The sequence below is a fragment of the Wolbachia endosymbiont (group A) of Epagoge grotiana genome (assembly GCF_947251775.1).
Lineage (GTDB): Bacteria > Pseudomonadota > Alphaproteobacteria > Rickettsiales > Anaplasmataceae > Wolbachia > Wolbachia pipientis.
In genome coordinates this window covers 298,520-320,495 of the sequence record NZ_OX366387.1, presented here as the reverse complement: position 1 = coordinate 320,495, position 21,976 = coordinate 298,520, and the positions used below count along the sequence as shown (strand labels likewise).

16 protein-coding genes and 2 pseudogenes are annotated in these 21,976 nt (G+C 34.3%); 6 read left to right on the top strand and 12 right to left on the bottom strand.

From position 1 onward, the window contains the following. Positions 1-23 precede the first annotated feature (23 nt). Positions 24-1,177 (top strand): annotated as a pseudogene (locus OPR50_RS01620) (IS3 family transposase). Between the two features lie 49 nt (positions 1,178-1,226). Here the strand turns inward: OPR50_RS01620 and OPR50_RS01615 are convergent. The 5 genes and pseudogenes from OPR50_RS01615 to OPR50_RS01595 form a co-directional block, all read right to left on the bottom strand. Continuing rightward, positions 1,227-1,766 (bottom strand): annotated as a pseudogene (locus OPR50_RS01615) (hypothetical protein); the annotation flags it as partial. Next, entirely contained in the window at positions 1,763-1,948 is a 186-nt protein-coding gene (locus OPR50_RS01610) for a hypothetical protein (RefSeq protein WP_214303306.1), read from the bottom strand. The gene OPR50_RS01610 and the pseudogene OPR50_RS01615, both read right to left, overlap by 4 nt. Positions 1,949-1,952: 4 nt before the next feature. Beyond that, positions 1,953-3,140, bottom strand: a complete 1,188-nt coding sequence (locus tag OPR50_RS01605) for a hypothetical protein (protein ID WP_264376220.1) — start codon at positions 3,138-3,140, stop codon at positions 1,953-1,955. A 12-nt stretch (positions 3,141-3,152) separates the two neighbouring features. Next, on the bottom strand, positions 3,153-5,090 hold the full coding sequence (locus tag OPR50_RS01600; protein ID WP_265024177.1) for a DUF4815 domain-containing protein: 1,938 nt from the start codon (positions 5,088-5,090) through the stop codon (positions 3,153-3,155). Between the two features lie 16 nt (positions 5,091-5,106). Next, a complete protein-coding gene (locus tag OPR50_RS01595; RefSeq protein ID WP_265024176.1) occupies positions 5,107-5,790 on the bottom strand; it encodes a hypothetical protein in 684 nt (227 codons plus the stop codon). Between the two features lie 146 nt (positions 5,791-5,936). Here OPR50_RS01595 and OPR50_RS01590 point away from each other — a divergent pair, with 146 nt between their 5' ends. After that, positions 5,937-7,172, top strand: a complete 1,236-nt coding sequence (locus OPR50_RS01590) for a hypothetical protein (protein ID WP_264375672.1) — start codon at positions 5,937-5,939, stop codon at positions 7,170-7,172. Next, positions 7,132-8,202, top strand: a complete 1,071-nt coding sequence (locus OPR50_RS01585) for a hypothetical protein (protein WP_265024175.1) — start codon at positions 7,132-7,134, stop codon at positions 8,200-8,202. The genes OPR50_RS01590 and OPR50_RS01585 overlap by 41 nt, the downstream gene beginning before the upstream one ends. A 191-nt stretch (positions 8,203-8,393) precedes the next feature. Here the strand turns inward: OPR50_RS01585 and OPR50_RS01580 are convergent, their stop codons facing one another. From OPR50_RS01580 to OPR50_RS01550, 7 genes are all read right to left on the bottom strand, one after another. Next, positions 8,394-8,543: a hypothetical protein gene (locus tag OPR50_RS01580; RefSeq protein WP_264704352.1), complete on the bottom strand. Its 150-nt coding sequence runs from the start codon at positions 8,541-8,543 to the stop codon at positions 8,394-8,396. 103 nt (positions 8,544-8,646) lie between these two features. Beyond that, on the bottom strand, positions 8,647-9,147 hold the full coding sequence (locus tag OPR50_RS01575; protein ID WP_264375670.1) for a hypothetical protein: 501 nt from the start codon (positions 9,145-9,147) through the stop codon (positions 8,647-8,649). A gap of 33 nt (positions 9,148-9,180) precedes the next feature. Further along, the gene (locus OPR50_RS01570; protein ID WP_264704353.1) at positions 9,181-9,987 is read right to left on the bottom strand and encodes a helicase RepA family protein; all 807 of its coding nucleotides are present in this window, start codon (positions 9,985-9,987) and stop codon (positions 9,181-9,183) included. A 23-nt stretch (positions 9,988-10,010) separates the two neighbouring features. Further along, positions 10,011-10,820: an ATP-binding protein gene (locus OPR50_RS01565; RefSeq protein WP_265024174.1), complete on the bottom strand. Its 810-nt coding sequence runs from the start codon at positions 10,818-10,820 to the stop codon at positions 10,011-10,013. Between the two features lie 17 nt (positions 10,821-10,837). After that, positions 10,838-11,338 (bottom strand): sigma-70 RNA polymerase sigma factor region 4 domain-containing protein, encoded by a 501-nt coding sequence (locus tag OPR50_RS01560; RefSeq protein WP_007302862.1) that lies wholly within the window; start codon positions 11,336-11,338, stop codon positions 10,838-10,840. A 34-nt stretch (positions 11,339-11,372) separates the two neighbouring features. After that, entirely contained in the window at positions 11,373-13,430 is a 2,058-nt protein-coding gene (locus tag OPR50_RS01555; RefSeq protein ID WP_264336553.1) for an AAA family ATPase, read from the bottom strand. 2,484 nt (positions 13,431-15,914) lie between these two features. Next, on the bottom strand, positions 15,915-19,451 hold the full coding sequence (locus OPR50_RS01550) for a DEAD/DEAH box helicase (RefSeq protein WP_265024173.1): 3,537 nt from the start codon (positions 19,449-19,451) through the stop codon (positions 15,915-15,917). 258 nt (positions 19,452-19,709) lie between these two features. Here OPR50_RS01550 and OPR50_RS01545 point away from each other — a divergent pair, with 258 nt between their 5' ends. The 3 genes from OPR50_RS01545 (at position 19,710) to OPR50_RS01535 (ending at position 21,976) form a co-directional block, all read left to right on the top strand. Then, positions 19,710-20,174, top strand: coding sequence for a crossover junction endodeoxyribonuclease RuvC (locus tag OPR50_RS01545; protein ID WP_264375270.1), 465 nt, complete (start codon positions 19,710-19,712; stop codon positions 20,172-20,174). 102 nt (positions 20,175-20,276) lie between these two features. Then, positions 20,277-21,503, top strand: coding sequence for a DNA modification methylase (locus OPR50_RS01540; RefSeq protein ID WP_265024172.1), 1,227 nt, complete (start codon positions 20,277-20,279; stop codon positions 21,501-21,503). Next, complete coding sequence (locus OPR50_RS01535; protein WP_264374889.1) at positions 21,500-21,976, top strand: hypothetical protein; 477 nt, start codon at positions 21,500-21,502, stop codon at positions 21,974-21,976. Before OPR50_RS01540 ends, OPR50_RS01535 begins: the two co-directional genes overlap by 4 nt.

Genomic DNA, 21,976 nt, shown 5'->3' with positions numbered 1-21,976 from the left:
ACGTTTTTTCAAAGAGGTGTGGTATGACAAAAAGAAAAGAATATACAGCAGAATTCAAAATTGAAGCTATAAGACTAGTAAAAGAAACAGGTCAATCATCAGCAAAAATAGCAAGAGATTTGGGTATTAGCAGTGATTCATTAAGCAGATGGGTAAAAACATACAATGATAGAATGTCTGGAGTAGATGCGTTTCCAGGAAAAGGGAAAGTAGCTCATTGTGACAAAGAAAAGTTTGATTTAAAGAAAGAGCTGGCAAGAGTAACGAGGGAAAGAGACATTTTAAAAAAAGCCCTGGGATATTTTGCAAACCAAAAAGAGTAAAATATTCTTTTATAAAAGAGCATGAAAACTGCTGTAAAATAAGAGAGCTATGCAGGTTTTTGAACGTATCTGCTTGTGGTTATTATAAATGGATTTCTAAGGAAAAAAGTAATAAAAAATCAACAAGAGAAGAGCTCATAAAAGATATTCAAAAGATATATCAAGCGTCACAATGCAGATACGGAGCTCCCAAAATCCACGCTGAATTAAAGGTTTTAGGTAAAAATTATAACATCAAAACAGTGCAAAATGTTATGCAGGAAAATGGCATTCAAGCCCAACTTAGACGAAGGTTTAAGACTAAGAAACTTCAAACAGACAATAGAGTTATAACTCCTAACATATTGGATCAGAATTTCACCACTGATCAGCCAAACAAGATATGGGTAACTGATATTACACACATAAACACCAACGAAGGATGGCTATATTTGACAGCAATAATAGATTTATATTCACGCATGGTAGTTGGTTGGTCAATGAGTAATTCAATAAATAAGCAATTAGTTATAGATGCTTTATTGATGGCTGTTGATAGGCGCAAACCCGTTAAAAATCTACTATTTCATAGCGATCAAGGATCGCAATACACCTCTAAAAATTATCAATTTTTACTAAGTACAAAAAATATTACTTCTAGTATGAGTCACAAAGGTTGTTGTTATGATAATGCTGTTTCAGAGAGCTTTTTTAGTTCACTTAAGAGAGAGTTACTCATTGATACTTCACAACACTCTGCACAACAAGCTAAAACCGCAATATTTGAATATATAGAAATTTTTTATAATAAACAGCGTAGACATTCTACTATTAACTATTGCATTCCTGAAAAATTTGATTCATCATTTTCATGAAAAAAACGTCTTAACTACCTGTCTACTTTTTCTGGGTAAGGTCAATCTCTACTAAACCTTTAAGACCATCTTTATGACTGTTACTAATGCTATTTATTGCTGCAATATTGGCATTCTTTCTCGTATCAAGTAGCGATATGTGTGAATCTGATGATGCTTTTAAAGTGTTTAAGGAATTATCCCTAAGCTTGTTAATTGCATTGACAGAATCTGTTTTCGCTTCAGTTATTGCAGATATTGAATTTTCCTTATTGCTGTTTATGTCGCTTAAGTGCGTCCTTGCAGCGCTTAAAAGTTCATTTAACTTACCATCTGTCATCTGTACAATTTCAGAAACTGAACTTTTACCGATTATTGATTCCAGTGCTTTAGCAAGATATGCTAGTTGATCTGGCGTACTGTTTGCTGCTAAATCCTTAAGCCTTCTCTGTAGTGCATCAATTATTTCTTTTACTTCAGTCATTTGCACAACGTTGGCAATAGCTTTTTTATCTGCTATCAATTCCAGAGATTTTGCAAGATATGCCAGTTGATCAGGTGTGCTAATTACTGCTAAATCCTTTATCCTTTGGTATATCGCTTCTTTCATTCCCAAAAATTCAAAAAAGTTTCAAATCTAAATCGTTCAAAATTACTTTTAAGTTCATTTTCTCTCTCACTCATATCTTCATCTATTTTTTCTATAGCTCTTCGAATACGTACTACATCTTCCACTGCAATATTCTCTGGATGAGGCAGTGGATACCCTCTGCTTGTTTTATCATCTGACATTCTGCTAAGTGATAATGATTCGTAGATTTTTGACTTTAGGACGATAGACAACCGTTCCACTTAAAACTAATTTTACTCTTGTTTCATTGCCATTAAAGTTTGTTAGTACATGAGTTCTCTCTACCCAATTTTCCCCTATTGGTTTTCCCGAGGTTAAATTTACTAGCTGCCATTCTTCGACGCTTTTCTGCACATATGCTTTTACATCTGCAGTGCCAGGTATTAGCGCATCATACGTTATGGTGATTTTAGTGTTAGCTCCTGCTGTAATACTTCTTGTAACATAATCTCCTTTTTCCCCTATATTACCCATAACTAGCTGTAACCCAGGATATAGCACTGGACTTTTTTCTTTTGACCCTTTTAAATTTGCCTTTACTGTTAGCTCTCCAGATAATCTTTCACGCAGCGCGAGCGGCAAATTATCAGACAAAAAGTTCTCTTTTCCCTCTTCATTTGTTAAGATAAATTCCACATTGGTATCAAATGCTACTTTTTCGACGTTCATCAAAACAATTAAATCTGAAGTATTGTTTGCAGTAACTTTACCAAGATCAATAACGTGAGAATTTTCAGTAAACTTCGCTGCTAAAAGCCTAAAAGTTAGATCTAAATTTTGATGTGGTGTCCAAGTACTTGCGTTGCTAGATGAAAGTAATACTCCTACTTGATATGGCTGACTTGTTACCCAACGGCTATTTACTGCATCATATTTGCCAAGCTCTGCTATTTTTACTGCAGTATCTGCATCATCAGTGAGTAGAACTATTGCATACTCTTGTCCTGCATGGCAAAACACTGGTAACCAAGTAATACGTGTTGCTGTGCCATCTATCTTTATATCTTTTGGCTCAATATAGCTTTCAGCAATGACAGTCTGCGATGGCATTCCCACTGCTGTTTCTCTAATCTGCACAACAACACGTTTTTTGCCGCTATTTATAAACCATAAGTCTAGACCTCCTATGTGCCTACTCTCATTTAAAGTAAATGTTTGTGCTAAAGGATCAATTCTTCTTGCTGCAATAACTCTTCTTCTTTCTTCTATGGTAATTGTTTTTTTACCAGTATAAGTTGCTTCTCCATAGCTTCCTTTATCACCATAAAACTGTACTAATTTAGTACCTGCTGGAATATTTGCCGGTATCTTCACCTTTCCCTTTAATTTTCCTTGGTTGTTAGCTGTTAGCATATTTTTCACCTCTTATGCCATAGGCTGAATGACAACACCATCGAACTTTATCTCCTTAAGCTTTTCACTGGGCTCAAAACCTTCAATTTCAAAATTCTGTATTGCTTCTCTCATAAATTCAGTTTCGTATGAAGTACTTGACAGCAGCTCTGTCGTTTCTTTAACATTAAATACTCTTGTTACTGGACTTTTCCAATTTGTTTTTACCTCCGTCCAGTGATCAATATTTTTATTTAGAGTAATTTGCGCCGGAACTGGATCAAAAGCTTGATATGGATTGATCTTTTCTCCTTTGGTCTGTGAAAGCTGCTCCAGTACCGGTTCAAGTTCATACGGCAACAAATAAGTTTTTTCTCCTCCATCAATATCAGCAATAGTTACATCTATTGGTAAAATTAGTTCCTTGTTTACTATCGCTGCAGACTGCGAAATTCCTTGATCACGCATATCATCATCAAAGAATGAATCAACAAATACTCCTTTTTTGGTGGTAGGTTCTCTTGAATTTGCATCACTGCGTAGACGTTCCTGTGCAACCAGCGCATAAAGATCATTTATTCCTTTTTTCATTGCTTCAAGCTCATTCATCGGTACAGCATGAATAGCATTATTCACTATTTTTACCCCTTCTTTTTCTCCGTTTTTCCATGTTTGGTGAATGTAGCAGAGCAAAAGTTGTCCACTAGGCGCTCTAGGCATTGATGGTCGCCAAGGGTGAGAAATTCCTTTTATTCTTCTTACCACTCCTTTGCTATCGATAGTAATTAAATCATAGCGGGGCATTTTCCAGGTGTAATCAATCAGAACCAAGCTATTATCAACTGCTCCTCTTACTTTACATCTCTCTTCACTTATATCTTCAGGACTTACATGAGTGCGACAGCGGTAAGTTATTTGATAACTACTTCCAGGAGCTGGTTCTTTGCCGGGTAATGACCAATCAATATTTCCTGCGTTTAGTTTATAATCTACACTATTTTCATAAATAACATTACCTTGTTTAATTTGAATAATTTCAAGTACTGCAGAGTCAGGTATTGGATCAACAGCTCCTGAATATGAACCATGAGTAATGGTAATGGTTTTTTGAACAGTTATATCTACTTTTTTAATTTCACTTATTGGAAAATCATTAACTTTAAGTTCCATTACTCTTTGGCTATTTGGCTGAAAAGTATGTGGTTCTGATTCAACTGACTTTATATCTGGATCTTCATCAAAAGAAACACGAATACTGTGAGGAAGTTCAATCTCATAGCCATCAACATGAGCTTTGCCCTCATTAATCACAAATATTTTTTTCCCCTTTTCGTCTCCTTCTTCTCTCTGCAGACACATTACTTCAAGGCCATTTACAACGTAGGAACCATTTGCCTCTTTGTCATAACGAGCAAGAGCAGTAGTTACTATATTTGCTTGTGGTGGTGGTGAATGTTCTATCAATACTCCATTTTCAATATTGTAAATTGGGTAAAATTCGCCATTTGTAGAGTTAACAGTAACACTTTCTACTTGGTATCCCCAAATGGTGGAAACTTTAAGCCTTGCTGCCCCTACTTCCTGATAGTTTCTTGTACCAATAGCAGGATCACGAAGGTTTTCATCCTCAAGTTCTGTAATCGTAGATTCTACATAATAAACACCTATGCGAACTGTGGTACTCAGTGGAATAACAAATTCTTCTTTTTCAACTTTTCTAACTGCACCGCGCAGATAGATTTTTCCTCCTTCAAGTGTAACTTTACCAGTTTCTCTATCTATAATACAATTGCTGCCTGTTATAACATCGCCATCACGGAATATTGCATCACCTATGCCTTTAAGCTTAGAGAGAGCATATTCTTGCGTCTCGTTTAATTCTGCTGACTGTAGACCTCTTCCTGCAAGAAACAAGCTTTTTTCGTATTCTTTGTCAGGATTAAAGCGATTGTAATAGGCGTTTAAAGTCATTTTATGCTAGAAAAATTCAAAAAGTTACAACAAATGAAAAAGTTTCCCGAGTTGCAGCAGTTCTGATAAGTGGTACGGTATGTTCCAAAATCAATAAAATCCCATGGTCTTCTATATCTTGAGGTTCAAAATATCTCTGTCCTTCAGGTAATTCTTTTTTTACTTTAGTACCAACCATAACCCCTAGCTCTCTGATTACTCGATTTGCTGCATCCGTGAAATCGAAAGTAAATTTGAGATAGAGATTATTAGTTGGTACATTTGAGGGCCTAAACCTTCCAGATGGAGTTATAAGTTCACCGTTTTCATCACCTGTGCAGAATAGCACTTCGTCTGCAGTACGTCTGCCAAGTTCATTGAGCAGTTTTTCAGAAGTTATCAGCTCTGGTGGTGTGCTTTCACTATACTCTACAGTAACTTTATCACTTACTGGAATAGAGCTATTTTCCGTACGTTTTATTACATCAGTACTGCCATTAACTGTATAGTCAATACTTGGCTGATAAGTTGTTTGCCCTGTAACAACCTTCACATCTTTAATAGGTTGATGATCAAATTTTATTTCACCCTTAACGAAAGTTTTTTCTACTTTATGGCTACTTTTCCAACTTGAATCACCTGTTCCCCAAGCAAGATGGATAGATTGCTTTTTTATGCTGGCTGCTATTGCTGCTCTTCCTGACTGTGTGAGAATTGACATTTTAAAGTTTGACCCCTGTATATATATTCACCAAAATTACAAAAACTGTTCAGTTTTTTTAGGAAAATTCTTCTTTTATTTCATAATAAATTTTTGTTGACTAATCTTTAATCTATTTTAGACATAATATATTTACTTTTAGATATATGATAGCTAGTGAGGAATTTTGGGAAAATAATTTAGAAATGCCAGTATCCTTTTTGCTTAAGGACTTTCAAAATCCAAGTTTACGTGAAAGTTGGCTTAATTCTCTTTCTGGTAGACAATTAAGTGTGATTTTTAACCACTATTTTCAGAATAAGCAAAATAGGCAATTATTTAAAGACTACGAAAAATCCGATGATATTTCAACTCAGCAAAAGCGTAAGATGCTTATTAAAATTTCTGAATCTCTGTTTGATTATTACTTAGTCAATCGTTTTAGTCGTGCAAAATCAGAAACAACTATAGCTGAAGTAGCACAGTCTGTATTAAGCCAAGATCTTCTGAAATCATTTCTGTTGCAAAATAACAAATATGACAAAAAGTCCTTGTTGTTTACTCTCTTTATAATTAATCATAACTTACTGAAACAAATTTTCTGCTTTAATCAAGTGCAGAAAAAAGGTTTTTTACCTTTCGTATTAAAAAATCCTCCAAGACAAAAGTCCACTTCATTTAAGGATTTTTTATCAAAAAGTACGATACAGGAAATATTAAAACAGCATGATCTATTCGAAAATGATAGTTTTGAAAGTCAGTTTCAAGAACTCTTTTACTACCAAAATAGTATTTACTTATTTATACGACGTGCTAGTAAAGATGAAGATTTGGTAATGAGTTCAAATAAGGTAATACACGGTTATAAACCTAGTAGAATTATTATTGACTTTGCTTTAAATGCTAACCAAGTAAATCTATCTATTCAAAGTTTTGATCAAGGATTAAAAATAGCAAATAGAATAGCAAGCTGTTATTTTCAACGAGAATGTTCATTTACTAACATGCGCCACCAAAATACAACAGCACAAGTGAGTACTTTTTTGAATGACTGTGTAAAACAACATGTACCTGATATTCGCCTATTTGAATTGAAATTTGGTCCATCTAAATCTAAAACTAATCTTACGTTAAACACGGATAATATTGAAGAGTGGTTGCAGAAGATAGAGCCTTCGGTTGGTAGTGTACTGCATGATGTTTCGCTTGTTCAGCATATCAAAGTATTGTTCAAAAGTAAAAAAGTTACTTTATCCTTTCAGACAGACACGCAATACGCAAATTATATAGAAATTGATTACTCAGAATATGTTCTCAATAGAAAAGAACGAGATGATTTTAAGTCTTTAATTAGAGATAGCTATGGAATTACCGTTTTGTCGAAAACACTCTCAAGATATTGATACTATGTTAGTAAATAGGTCCTGGGTAGATCCTGATGAGAACTATATAGATGCTGCAGAGTATCTCAACCAGATTGATTTTGTTAAACTTGAGAAGCATTACTTCGTTATTTGCGCTAATGATTTAGGTCTTGATTTTCCAAATATACAAAATCCTTATTGCAAAAACGAGGTTATCATTTCTCATGATTTTGATGAAGAGTGTGATGATCTAGCTTGCGAGGATTGTGGTCGTGATATTTTTCCTAATACTTATAAAAAACAGCGTTATCTTGTGCTTTCAATTAAACTTAATACGGAAAAAATTATAAATTGGTTTGAAAAATTATTGACAGGGCTCATATGGGAAAAGGCAGCAAATGGGATATATCATATAAGCTTTAAAAGTAAAATAGTAAGCATTATCATACCAACTTTATGTACTGATAAGTCATATTTAACTGTAGATAGGTTAAGAACTAATGTTGCCGTTCTTATAACTTTTGGAAAGGAAGACTTAAAAATATTGTTAAGCCTATACACTGTTTCCATGGCTGATTTAATTTGTAAACATCAAACTCTAAATCAAATACTAAGCGAAGCAGTTGAAAAAGGAGTACCAGAGCTATTACCTAATGTTTCTTTTCAAGCATTCCCTTATGTTCCACTGCAAGAAACAACTCTTCCAGAAAAAAAGATACTGCGATTAAAAGTTGAAGATAATACTATTTATGTTAATGACATTGAAATTATAGGCAAACAAGCAATTTCGAGCATCCGCATCTTTAGAGTATTACTTAAACAATTTTTGCGTGACTTGGAAGCAGTTAAAGAATATAAATTTCTTAGTATCATTCAAATAGCAGATAGTTTAGGTATTGAAGACCCAGAACAGCAAGTACGCAGACCTCTTAACAGAATGCAAAAAACAATAGCAGAAAAGCTAGCTAGCACCTTGGGACTAAATATAAAACGCGATGATGTGATACAAGCGTGTAACTGGTCAGGCTATCGGCTTAATCCATCTACCATTAACTTAAGTGCTAACTAGCCCTATTGCTAAAAACAGTCTAATGGTAACATAACTTTAACGCGTCTGTTATTTCTTGTTTTTCACGAAATTTTATATAACCTTCAGTAACTAAGGCATTAATATATCTAAGAATAGAATGATGACTCTTAAGACCATTCAAAAAAATAGCAAAATTGGGTTTTAGTAAAAAAGCGTCCCTTCCTCATTAATTAACTGTAAAACAGTATCATATTCTCTCTTCCAGCGTATGGTTCCTTTATGTTTAGTAATTTAACAAAGTTTATGTCACTCATAATTGAACTCAAAAATTCAGCTATATCACCGTTTTTATCTTTAGAAACCTGTTGTTCAGCATTCATATCACTAATACCAGGCGATAAATAAGACAGACATTCTTTAAATCAATAGTGTTTTTTGGGATTTATTCATCTATAAAAATTGTTTCAAATAAACACAGCAGCTTTAGAAAGGTATCCAATCACGCTCAGTATTTTGATGTTGCTCTTGAGTAATAACCGTAGCAATCTTGTTTTTCTCTCCATATCGATCAGCCTCAATACCAACTTTTGCAGTAAACTCTAACCCATTAAAATCAGCTATAGAGTTGACTTTTCTAGCAATAACTGCTTTTTCTGAAGTGTCATTTGAATGAATGTTCCGTGCTGACTCTAAAATACTTCTAAGCATAGAACGACCCATTTCTCCCCAAGTATCTTCTCCTTCAACGCTTGCTTTGCCACTTTTAATACCAATTACTTGATAAATCTTACGTTTTGTATATGGACCTTCAGTGACCGTAAATTCAGCGTTTAAATAGATGCTACCAGTAGTGTAGCTTTTAGTGAACCAATTTTCATAACCTCCTGGTTTAATTGCCATTTTTACCTTGACTATTGTACCTTTTGGTATTAAATTACTTTGTAATTTTGCAGTATTAAAATCAGTTAAAAAATCTGATAACATATTGTCTCCTATAAATTAAGTGAAAAAAAGGAATCAACTCCATTGGTCTGCAAGCTTCCAACGACTATCTATCTTATCAACAAGCTTACTTGCTACACGTTCACCATTACGAAGCTCAAATACTATTTGACGGACAGTGCTTTCCTCATCATGAGCAAACATCACCATGCCAGTGCTATAAAATCCACGTAAAGATCCAGCACCGCTTAGGCCTTGAAATGGATCTTCTTCCAGCATCTTTTTGGACAGTTTTTTTGTGTGGTGAGTGAGTATTATGCCCGAATCTGGATTGATAACATTTCTCAGTCTTTCAAGCGTTTTTTGCAAAAAGAATAGCATAGCGCTATTGTCATTTTCATTGCCATATTCACTTGAGTTGAAGATGTTGCGAAGAGGATCGATTGCAATAATGTCAGGTTTAAAACGCTCTTTAATAACATTTTTAATTTCATCTATTTCTTCACTGGTGAAAGATAATTGTACTCTTGGTGTAATGATTAAGTTATTGGCAGCTATATTCAAAAGTTCGTTATCCAGTTGAAGTTGTTGCAAACGTTCTTTCATATATTCATATTCAATTTCAGTTTGCAGATAGAAAATTTTCATAGGTTTGCTTGGAGTCATACCCAAAAATGAAACTCCAGCAGCCATGTGGACAAGCCATGAAATTAGAAAATCGCTTTTGCCAATTTTAGGTGGGCCACCTAGTACCAATAGACCTCTTTTTGTTAAAATCCTTGGTGAGATTATATCTTCTGGTATCGGTGCTTTGTCGTTTAAATACTCTTTTACGCTGAAAAAGGGAATTTTTTGACCGATATTGAAAAAGCTTTGTTCCATAATAACTATTCTCCAATTTTTAATTAAGCAATAGGCGCAAAAGTTTTGGCTTTAATTTTCGCAAGTAATTTACCAAGATGCGGTTCTTCAACCATATCAAGGCAGCCACTGCGATCTTTAGCAGGGTATCCCCAAGTATTAATAGTCTGACAGACAAATGAGCGAACCTCTGTGCCATCATCTTTCTTGATTCCAACCATGCTAATTACTTCATCAACTATCCCTGGAATCTCACTAGCAGTTTTTGCTCCTTCACATTGAGGCAGCCATGTTGGACGGTTGCTGTCATCAAGATATTGACCTAATGTGCCAACTATGATGATGTCTTTATCTCTGATATGTTGAAATTGATTGAGCCAAGCCATCATCTCTTGAGCAAGTAATCCATAGGCAGCTCTTTTATCTTCTCTTCCTGATCTATCTGAAAAAGCTTCAGGTTGCATCCTTGCCCATGAAAGACATAAACGTGATGCAACAGTTATGCTATCAATAAAAATAGAGCGGTATTTAGAAACCTCAGAAAGAAGATCTTTATACTTGCCAGATACATGTTCATAGTGCTTTTGACTATATGCTTGGTCAGATTTTAACGCAGGATTAGGACCACCTATGAGACATGCGATATCTCTTGCCTCATTCCAAGTACGAATACTTACAGAATCCCCTTGCCAATCTTGAACAGCTAAAAGTCCTGCTTCAAAATCGAGACAAAGTGTTGTTGATTCATCGAGGGTTTTAAGTAGGCTAGTCTTGCCAATTCCATAAGGTCCAAAGATTACTATCTTCACACCTGTGACAATTTTCGCTCTTTCTTTGCTGTTTATTATTTTCATATTTTCCCTCCTTATAGTTAGAAATCTCGTTTTAGGTATGTTTTAAGGTGGGAAAACTCTTTGCGTAACTTGTTGATTGTGTCGTAGAGAGTTGATTTTGGTATACCAGTCCTTCTGGAAATTTCACAAATGCTGTGATCTTCTGCCAATAGTTTACATATTTTTCTTAACTCTCGAGGTAACTTTGCAATTGCTTCATTTACGTCAATGCGTACTGCGGAGGTATATTCAAGACTTTCATCGCTCTCTTCGTATAAAGCTTCATCAACAAAATTAATGGTACGTTTTTTACATAGTTCTTTTTCTTTTAAATTGAGGGCACGGCATTTAACGTACTGTTTTATAAAATGCCCTTCAAGTTCATTAAGGCCAGGCAAACAGTCAAGTAAAAGATCTTGCTCAATATCTTCAATCTCTTTATAAGCAAAAGCTTTTCCTCTCTTCAGAAGTTTAGCATAGTGTCGTATGTGTTTAACAACTTTTGGGTTAATACCAGTATAGGAATTTTTAGAATGCATATTTTCTCCCTCTAATTAAGAAATGATTAAAGTGTTAATTGTGATAAACCCAAGTATTTGGATTTTCTACAGGAATTACGCTGCCATAGTGTGGTGACTTGTAGTGTGTGGGTAGTAATCTGTGATAGACTGTAACCTTTTTGTTCTTCTCTGGATCAAATATTTTTTGCCCAAATTCCATACCTTCAACGCAAAGTACTCCGTATTTGTTTCTTGCAGCGTTTTTGCCTTCTTTGTTGAATTTAACGTAGCCTTTGGTAGCAAGAACATCGAGACGATCACGAATAGAATGTGTACTGCCGAGACCTTCTTTATTTTCAAATGCCTGACAAAACTGATTAATTGTATAAGCATGACCCTTACGTCCTTCTGCACATATTAAGTCCAAGATGATGTCATATCTGCGAGAACGTTCGGCATCTAGTTTTTCACCATAGTCTTTATTTATTAACCTTTGTGACTCAGCGTCAACTTCGTACCAATGACCATTAATTTTATCAACAAATTTTGGCATAACAGAATTTCCATTACGTAACTCAAACATCAGTTGACGATAGCTGTTCTTCTCATCAGGCCTAAACATGATCATTCCAGTGGTATAGAATCCTCGTAAGCTGCTAGCGCCACTAAAACTTTGAAATGGATCTTCTTCTAATAGTTTCTTTTGCATTTTCTTTGTATGGTGCACAAGAATAACTCCAGCATCTGGATTGATTAGAGAACGCAGTTTTTCAACTCTCTCCTGGAGAAAGAAAATCATGGCATTATTATCATTTTCGTTACCGTATTCATCAGCATCAAAAACGTTACGCAATGGATCTACCGCTATGATATCAATGGTGTTTAGGTCAAAGTTTCTTTCTGCTTCAGTTACGATATCTTTAATGCCATTTTCATTTAAAAGCAGCTTAGTCTGTGGTGTAATAACTAAATTGTTTGCAGCAAGTTTAATAAGTTCTTCACTAAGTTTCATCTGTTGCAACCGTTCACGCATATAGTGGTAACCGATTTCAGTCTGAAGGTAGAAGATTCTTAAGGGCCTTTTTGGCACCATATCAAAAAATGGAGTTCCAGATGCCATATGAAAAAGCCAAGAAATAAGAAAGTCACTTTTTCCCACTTTAGGCGCGCCAGCAAAAACTAAAAGACCACTAGGAGTTAAAACTCTAGGAGCAATTATGTCTTCTGGCATTGGTGATTTGTCATTTAGGTACTGCAATACAGGAAATGAAGTAACGTTTTTTGTATATGGGAGAGAAACAGTTGAGGTTAAAAATCTTTTTACGTCTACTCCTTCTTTAATACAATCAGCAGCATCCCAAGCTTTTGGTTTATCTTGTGGAATTTTAAGAATAGAAAGCGATGCAACGCCTATATCTAAAAGCTTCTTTGCAACATTTTCAGCATATTTCTGACCTGAACTATCGTTGTCTGGCCATATGGTTATGTGTTTACCTTTGAGTGGAGCCCAATCTGTTTTATTTACAGGTGAATTTGCTCCAAACATCATTGTTGTGGCTGTTATGCCCTTACTGATTAAACTTTCAGCACATTTTTCACCTTCAACGAAAACAATTTTATCGGATTTAATTATACCTGGAACATTGTACAAAGGCCTTGGATCTGGAGCAGTACTACTTGAGTTTTTTACATCAAAACAGCTATATCGTTTTTTCCCTGAAGTGCTATCATAACGGTAAATTTTAGCTATTACTTGATTATTTTCATCATGATAGTCCCAACATGCTATTAAATGTTCTGAAAATTCTTCTTTATGGTTTGTTGAGTGACCAAGCCATTTTTCTATATCTTCTATGGTATCAAGAAACTTAGTCTGACTAGTAACATCCCACCAGAGATTAAGTATATCTCCGCCTTCACCAGTAGCAAAATCGTGCCATAATCCGGCTCTTTCTCCTCTTGTTTCTACTACTAAACTTTTCCCTTTATCTCCTCTAATATTACCAACATAGAACTTACCACCGTGGAAAGTACCATTTGGTAATAAGTAGGATAAAGATGATTCTATTCTTGAGAGTAGTTCTGCTTTTACTTCTGCTGCTCTTTCAAATAAAGCTTGCTTGTCATGCATATTGTTTTCTCCTGTTAAAATAAGCTATGTTTGTTGACAGAATGTCTCTGCTACATAGCTCATGATGATGTTCTTAAAGGCTGGTAATTTAAAATACAGTTATAAATGGGTAGAGAGATGTCTCTGTACCTTTTACTATAGTAATACCGGATTTCTCATAGGTTTTTCCGGAAGAGTGGAGAAATTTTTTTCAAGCGTAAGTTGACACTGTCCATATTTACCCCAAATATTTACAATTCAGAAGACCAGGTCTGCTAGGTCTTACTATAGTAAGTTCAACAAAATTACAAAAACTGTTCACTTTTTAGAAAATTTTGCACAACTCCGTTCTCTTATCTTTCATATTCCCCTGTAGTATATATACACGTTCAATTTCAAATTCGTCCGAAAAACTACAAAAATATATAGGCAACACTAAAAAAGTTCTCTTCTGTAGAGGTAAATGGTGGTATTGAAAATTTAACTCTGCTCTCAACTTACACTCCTCAAAAAAATTACAAAATTTAATTTCATTTTAACTTTAAACAAAAAGGCCGCCTATAAGTTGCATCTGCATTATGTTGCAAAATATACTATACTTTGCTTATGAGAATAACCAAATAAGCCATCCTTTTTTCTCCTCCATAACAGATATATACTAGAAATGCAGTCTGAAATATGATTTGCTCTAAAATTTTTTTCATTACGATTTTTCTATTAAACTTTAATAGAGCTTAACGTGTTTACAATATACTCAGGGGAGAGTCTATAAGAAGTAGCCACAAAACGCTATGTTGGTAAAGGTATTCATAATAATTACTTGTGAATTAAGTACTTTAGATTCGAGATTACATAGATTTTTGGCAGTTTAAGCCATTTTAGATTGGAAAATGAAATCTCCTAAAAGGAAAAACCCGGCTATATTAAAGGGTTAAGAGTAATTTAAGTTTGAAATTCAAAAAAACTTCTTAATTGCTTTAAAAGCTAGGATTATAGAGGGTTTTTGAGTGTAGCCCAGTTTCAGGTAAAACCTTATATATTATATATATAATAAATAATAATATATAATAATAGAACATATAGGATATGTACCTTTCATAATACCTACCTAAATATTATTAACGCGCTTAAGTGTTTAATTTATTACTTTTTTAATTTTTAAATAACAAGTTAAGCAAAAAAACATGAACTGTAATAAGTTTATTATAATATAAACCTTAAGAGAAGTTCCGCGGTAGCCGTCTGCTCAACTGAAATGGTTTTCAAAAAGGCTAATATACCGTCCATTTAAATTTTTAACCGAAATATAAAAGTCATTTAAAAAATAAACTCAAGTGGCAACTAACCGGTTTTTTAAAGCTGCCTATAACCTACTCTAACTACTTATGCATACAGGTGGACCAGCTGCATTTCATGATATTAGTAGACATAAACCGAGTTATTGTAAGATAATTAAAGGTATCACTAAACTTTAATAGCCTTTAAAAATAGCTAAAGGTAACATTTTTATGGTAAATGCCTAATCTACTACTGTGGCCTATTCTTCAAAGTAAGGTTTTAAGGAGTAAAAAGCCGTTCTGAGTTTTCCAGCAAAATTTCAAAATAAGGAAATAGAAATATAATACACTTAAACCATTGAAATTCTGCATTTTTATCCATTTAATACCTATAAGACGTTATTTTTCCATTTCCAAAAGACTTAATGAATCAGATCGCCCTAAATAAAAATACAACACAGAGACAAAAATATGAAAAACCTACTATTGCATTTTGGATAACCTGAAAAAGATAAATGCTTACAAAAGACAAGATGGCTAATAATAGCGTTTTAAAGAGATTCTACGACTTCAGGGTACAATTGGTACAATCAGAACCTAAGTTACTCATGTAAGGTAGCTCAAAACCCGGTTAAGAGTCATTTTTAAATTTTTCTTACCTTAAACTTTTACTTGCTATAAAAAAGCCTTACTGTAGTCTATCACGTTTTTTATTTGTTGTAAAATATCTTTTCAAAAAAGTGGACGATCTTTTAAATCGGTGCAATAAAAGCTGGTTATTTTAGATAATCTCTATAAATAAATTGTAGGTGAAGTTAAAGAAAAAAAGTTTTGCCATAAACATAAGCTATGGAGCTCGTAAACTGCTTAAAATGGAGATAAAGATCTAAATTTATTTATTTACGTCTCCAATTTCATCGCGTACAATGGAGACAAAGATTTATGTTTTCACTATTTATTGGCAGATAGGGCTTTCTAAAGGGTGGGTCACCCCCCTTGAAATTAAAACAAAAGGTGGTAGACAAGATGTCAAACACAGATAACTCAACTACAAGCTGGTCTTTGTTGTAGTTATTTTCTCACCTGCTTTAATTAATTCATCAAAATCAGATTCATACTCTATATAGCCTTTCTTATAATAGTCCGAATGCGATAAGATATGTGTTAGCAGGCCAAATGTTGTTTTTTTACATTTTTAAGATAAGAAGTGGATAGCTGAACTTGTTTTTTATACAGCATTTCTTATATTGATCAAATCTTTCAGTTGATTATTGCTAAATTCTGTAATCCAACTTTCACCGCTACTTATAGTTAAGTTTGCTAACTCTTTCTTGCTTTGAATCATCTCATCAATACGCTCTTCAAAAGTACCTGTTGAAAGTAGCCTGTACACCATAACATTACGTTCTTGTCCAATACGGTACGCTCTATCTGTTGCTTGTGCTTCCACTGCTGGATTCCACCATAAATCGTAATGTATTACATGGTTTGCTGCTGTTAAATTAAGCCCTGTTCCACCAGCTTTTAAAGATACTATGAGAATATTTGATCGAAATGAGTTTTCAAAATCATTAACCATTTTGTCTCGTGCTTTACGGGATAAACTTCCATGCAAAAATGGCACTTTTGATTCAAACTTTTCTTCAAGTAGCCTAGCTATAATCTCACCCATTTCAGTGTATTGAGTAAATATCAATGATTTTTCTGCAAGCTCACTAATTCCTATCAATATCTCTTCTAGCATCTGCATCTTTCCTGACTGTTCAATACTTGCACGCTTTTTCTTGCCAAAATGCGATGGATGGTTACAAACTTGCTTTAAAGCATTGATAAGCTTAAGAATTAGACCCTTACGCTCAATTCCTTCACTCTTTTCTATCTTTTTCATAGTTGTGTTAACTACTTCTTGATAAAGTGCTGTTTGCTCTGGAGTTAGAGAACAATAACGATTATTTTCAATTTTATCTGGTAGATCCTCTATAATGCTTTTATCACTTTTTACCCTACGTAGCATAAAGGGATGAGTAACTTTCATGAACCTCTCTAGACAAACTTTATCTCTCGCTTTTTCAATTGGCGTTGCAAAACGAGTTTTAAATTCCTTAGGAGTACCAAGGTAATATTTATTAGTAAAATCAAAAATACTCCAATATTCTAGTAGCCTATTTTCAACAGGTGTACCACTCATAGCTATTTTATTTTTTGCTGCAATAGCTTTTATAGCTTTACTCTGTTCACTATGGGGATTCTTTATATTTTGGGCTTCATCAATCACGAGCAAAAACCATCCTACTCTGTTAAGCTCTTTTTTATCACGACGTGCAAGACCATAGGATGTGAGAGCTACATCATAATCATTTGCCAATTCTCGATTTTGTCCATGATAGATAAAAAGCTTTAATTCTGGTGCAAAACGTTCCATCTCTCGTTGCCAATTGCTTAATATGCTTGTTGGTGCTACTATCAAGACTTTATCTTCATCTAAAAATCCTGCATTCTTACAGTATAAAATGGCTGCAATAACTTGTAGTGTTTTACCAAGACCCATGTCATCAGCAATTATACTACCAAACCCCGTCTCTATGTTCTGCACAAGCCAACTAAATCCACGTTTTTGATATGGACGTAACTGTGCTGTTAGGTTACTTGGTACATCAACAGGTACATAAGTGTTAAGCTTTTCAAATAGGCTTTTAATCTGCTGATCAAGTCCTACCTTTGCTCCATCTAGTTCACCTCCTAAAGCAGCTTGCATCAGCTCTACTTGACTCAAGCGTTCAGGTAACTTATCAAATTTTTTCAGTAGAGCTTCTACCTCCTTATCATCCAAAAGCACATATTGGTCTATAATCTTTATAAGTCCACGAGAATCTTTCAGTAGCTTTTTAAATTCTGTAATGCTTATCTCTTTATCACCTATCGCTATTTTCCAATCAAACTTCAATAATTTTTCAAGCGTTAAGAAACTTTTCCGATCTTCTTCAATTTTGCCTTTAGCAGATAAATTAAGACTCAACTTTGGCTTTAGGATTTTTTCCAGTGATTTCGGTAAGATAACTATAACGCCAATTGCTTTTAACACCGGCAAGATATTTAAAAACAATGGTGCAAAATCATCTAAGCTAAACAGTAATCTACTGCTGTCGTCAATCGATCTTTCTAGCTCAGGTATGTATTCGGACAGCATTCCCATATCAGATAAAATGCTCAGTTTTGTGCTGCAGTTAGACAATGCTTTTTTCAGCTTTATTATCGATTTTCCATCATCTAAAGATACCTGTATATCAAGCTCAAATCTTTCATAATAATCTTTTACCATTAAGTAAAGTTTGTATGGTTTATCTGTTAAATAAAGCCGTGATAACCAGAGATTAATTGCTTGAGGTATTTCTCTGTTGCTAAACTCACTAAACTTGTATGCTGATCCAGTAAAAAATAATGCAAAGATGTGCTTGTCTCTATACTTATCCATCGATGAAGGAAAGGTATTCTTTTCTCTATACTTATCAAGTGCTGCAGGAAAATTATTTGCCATGTATCCCAAAAGGATTAAAGAAATTGCAATATTAACCTGTTCTTCAGGCTCTATAGAAGTTTTCTGATATTGAATTAGTAGAGGTGGACACATAGATGATATTTTTCTATGAATTTCTTTGACTGATTCATTAAACAACGCAGGGATCCACCTAATTATAAATTCTTCTCTTTTATTTTGTAGTATTTGTGGTACTAGTGCTGATTTTTCCATGAGCATACGTGCAAACTGTGAAATCATATGCATGAAGCGAAGCTCAGGATTAAGCTTATGCAGTAATGAAATAGGAATATCGTTTAAAAATTGTGCTATATTCCTTGAAACACTTTCGCTGAGCATAAATGAATTAGCTATACCATTGCTTACTTGAATAACTTGGTATTGGTCATTGATAAATAATTGAAATGTTTGCCAGTGTTCAATACTTCCCCATTTGCTAGTAAACAATTCTTCTTCCGATAGCTTTTTCTTGGAAGAGTAGAAAAAATAATCTGATTTCCCCGTAGGATATTTTTGCCAATGCTTGTAAGCTGTTTGCAGAATACTGTGAAAATTTTTTTCAAAAAAGAGTGGATTATTCGTCAAGATATTTTCGATACAGCTGGCAAGGTTAGGAATAGTCGATAGATCAATATCATTTAAGTTTACTTGGTCATATACTTTAACTTTAGAAGACGATTTAAATAGATCATTAATTTTTAGAATACTTTGAATGTTTTCTAATTTTCCATTTCCAAAATCATCAATCAGCGACAACAAGTCACAATTATGAATATTGAAAATTACGAAAGGGTTTTTATCAATTTCTGCAGCAATAAGATAAATTACAGCAGCAATATGTTTACAAGGCATAGCCCAATCAGGACAATTGCAACTTGCGTTCATTTCTTCCCAATTCGAAGGAAATAATTTAATACCTGAGTCGTTAAGCTTATCAAACAAAAGTGTTGGTAATTGTCTATTTATTAATTTAGGCAATATAGAGGGCGAATTTTCAATAATACAACGGATAGCTGATGAATTTAATTCATTGAGTGTTATTTTAACTTTATATGGATGAGGTCTTGAACCACTAACTTTGGCTGTAATTGTATTGCCGTTGATTTGAATACCAAAAGCTCGACCAGTATTAGCATAAGTTCTACCACGTGAAAGGCGGTTATCGTAATCAACTTCACTGAAAGATTGAAGCCATTTCTTACCCCACCATGTTCTCCCGTAAATAGACATTATATATATTTTAGCCTAAATAAACTCAAGTAATCTAACATAAATCACTACAAAATGCCAAGAAAACAACAGAAAAGGCAATATGAAAACCTTTTTTTCTATAGTCTCTTCATTTTTTGTGATTAAAAATTATTTTAACTTTTTTTTAAAAAATCCCGGAAAAAGTAGTAAGAAATCCGGTATATATATAATAAAGGGGCATTGTTTCAATGAGGTGAGTTTACCTCTACGCGCTTCAAACACAAAAGTTTCAAATAAATGTCAATCCTAACACTAGATCTAGGCAAGCAAACGGGCTGGGCAATTCTTACAGATGGAGTAATTGAAAGTGGAAGCGAAAGTTTTCATGGTAGTCGTTTCAGTGGTGGTGGAATGTGTTTCTTGAATTTTCGTAATTGGCTTAATTCTTTGAAAGACATTTCTGCAGTGTATTTTGAGGAAGTAAGAAGACATTTAGGAACTGATGCAGCGCATTGCTACGGTGGTTTTCTTGCCGTTCTATCTGCTTGGTGTGAAGAGAACAATATTCCCTACCAAGGTGTTAATGTTAAAACTATCAAACGCTTTATAGCAGGCAAAGGTAATGCAAGTAAGAGTGAAGTTATTGAAGCGATACGTGAAAAAGGTTTTGCACCTAGAGATGATAATGAGGCCGATGCTTTGGCATTAATGTTTTACGTTATGAATCTTAGTAAAGATTTTAATATATCAAGAATGCCATAAAAATGGGTCCTTTCGGCCATATTGGCGGGTTTGGTGGGTCAGACCTCAGGCCTTCTCTAGCGTCAGATATATTTTGAATATTAACTTTTTAATTATTAAGATATGAATTTAGCAATCCACTACTATCCTACTCAAAATCTGGTCGAATATGAGCGTAATCCTCGTAAAAATGACGATGTAGTCAACAGAATGTGTGCTTCTATTAGGGAATTCGGCTTTCGTATTCCAATAGTTGCAAAAAGTGATGGTACTGTGGTTGATGGTCATTTAAGACTTAAAGCAGCAAGAAAACTTGGTATGGAGAGTATTCCAGTGGTCTTAAGTGATAATTTAAACGAACCACAAACTAAAGCTTTTCGACTACTTGCTAATCAATCAGCTAACTGGGCAAAGTGGGATGATGATCTTTTGAGAGTGGAAATTCAAGAGCTAGAAGATTTGCAGTTTGACTTAAAAATGACAGGATTTGAATTAGAAAAAGTTCAACGGTTTCTCGATGATTTTGACGGTGAAAAAGAAGATCTTTCTGACTTAGCTATTGATGATAAAAAAGTAACAAAACCAGGTGATCTTTGGATTTTAGGAAATCATAGAATCTATTGTGGTGATAGCTCTGTAGTTGAATCATATAAAGCGCTGTTAGATGATAAAATGGCAGATATTACTGTGTGTGATCCTCCGTATAACGTAGCATATGGTAACAGTCAAGAGAGAGAAGACAAAAAGATATTAAACGATAATCAAGGTGAAAAGTACGAACTTTTTCTCTACTACATCTGTTCCAATATTTTAGCATATACGAAAGGTGCAATTTACATCTGCACATCATCATCAGAGTTTTCGACGTTGCAAAAAGCATTTGAGGAAGCAGGTGGTCGTTGGTCAACATTTATCATTTGGGCAAAGAATCACTTTACGCTAGGAAGATCAGATTATCAAAGACAATACGAAGCAATGCTTTATGGATGGAAAAGTGGCAATAAACGTGAGTGGTATGGAGGTAGAAATCAAAGTGACCTCTGGTTTTATGATAAGCCAACACATAATACACTACATCCAACGATGAAGCCAGTAGAGCTAATGGAGAGAGCGATAGTAAACAGCAGCAGATCTGGAGACATAGTACTTGATCCATTTAGCGGTTCTGGCAGCACACTGATTGCATGTGAGAGAACAGGAAGAATTTGTAGAACAATAGAGCTAGATTCAAAGTTTGTAGATGTAACGATAAAACGTTGGCAAGTGTATACAGGCAGGGAGGCAATTCTTTCTGGTGCTGGTAAAACTTTTCAAGAGATTCAAGAAGAAAAAAAGGAGCAAAAAAAGTGAAATTAATAACACAAACAGAATGGGCAAGAGAACAAGGATTTTCAAAGCAATATGTCTGTTATTTAGTAAAAAAAGGAATAGTTGAGTTGGAGAATGGTTTGATCAATAGAGAACAGGCAAATGAAGCGGTGGCAGCAATAAGAGATCCAAGTCAACCATTGAGAAGAAAAAACTATTCAGAAAACGGAGAAAAACTTTCCACAATGTTGCTAAAAACGCGAATAAAAAATGAAATGGAACGAGGTAAACTGCTTGAGGCGAAAGCTAAGGCTGAAATAGGAGAGCTTGTAGCAGTAGAGGAAGTGAAAAACGAAGCATTTAATGTAGCAAGAGTTGTACGTAATAATCTGCTTAATATTCCAAATAGAGTTTCAGCGCTGCTTGCATCACTGAGTGACACTGAAAAGATTCATATGGCGCTAACTGAAGAAATTACAAACTCGCTTGAAGAATTATCTAACACTAAATTTTAA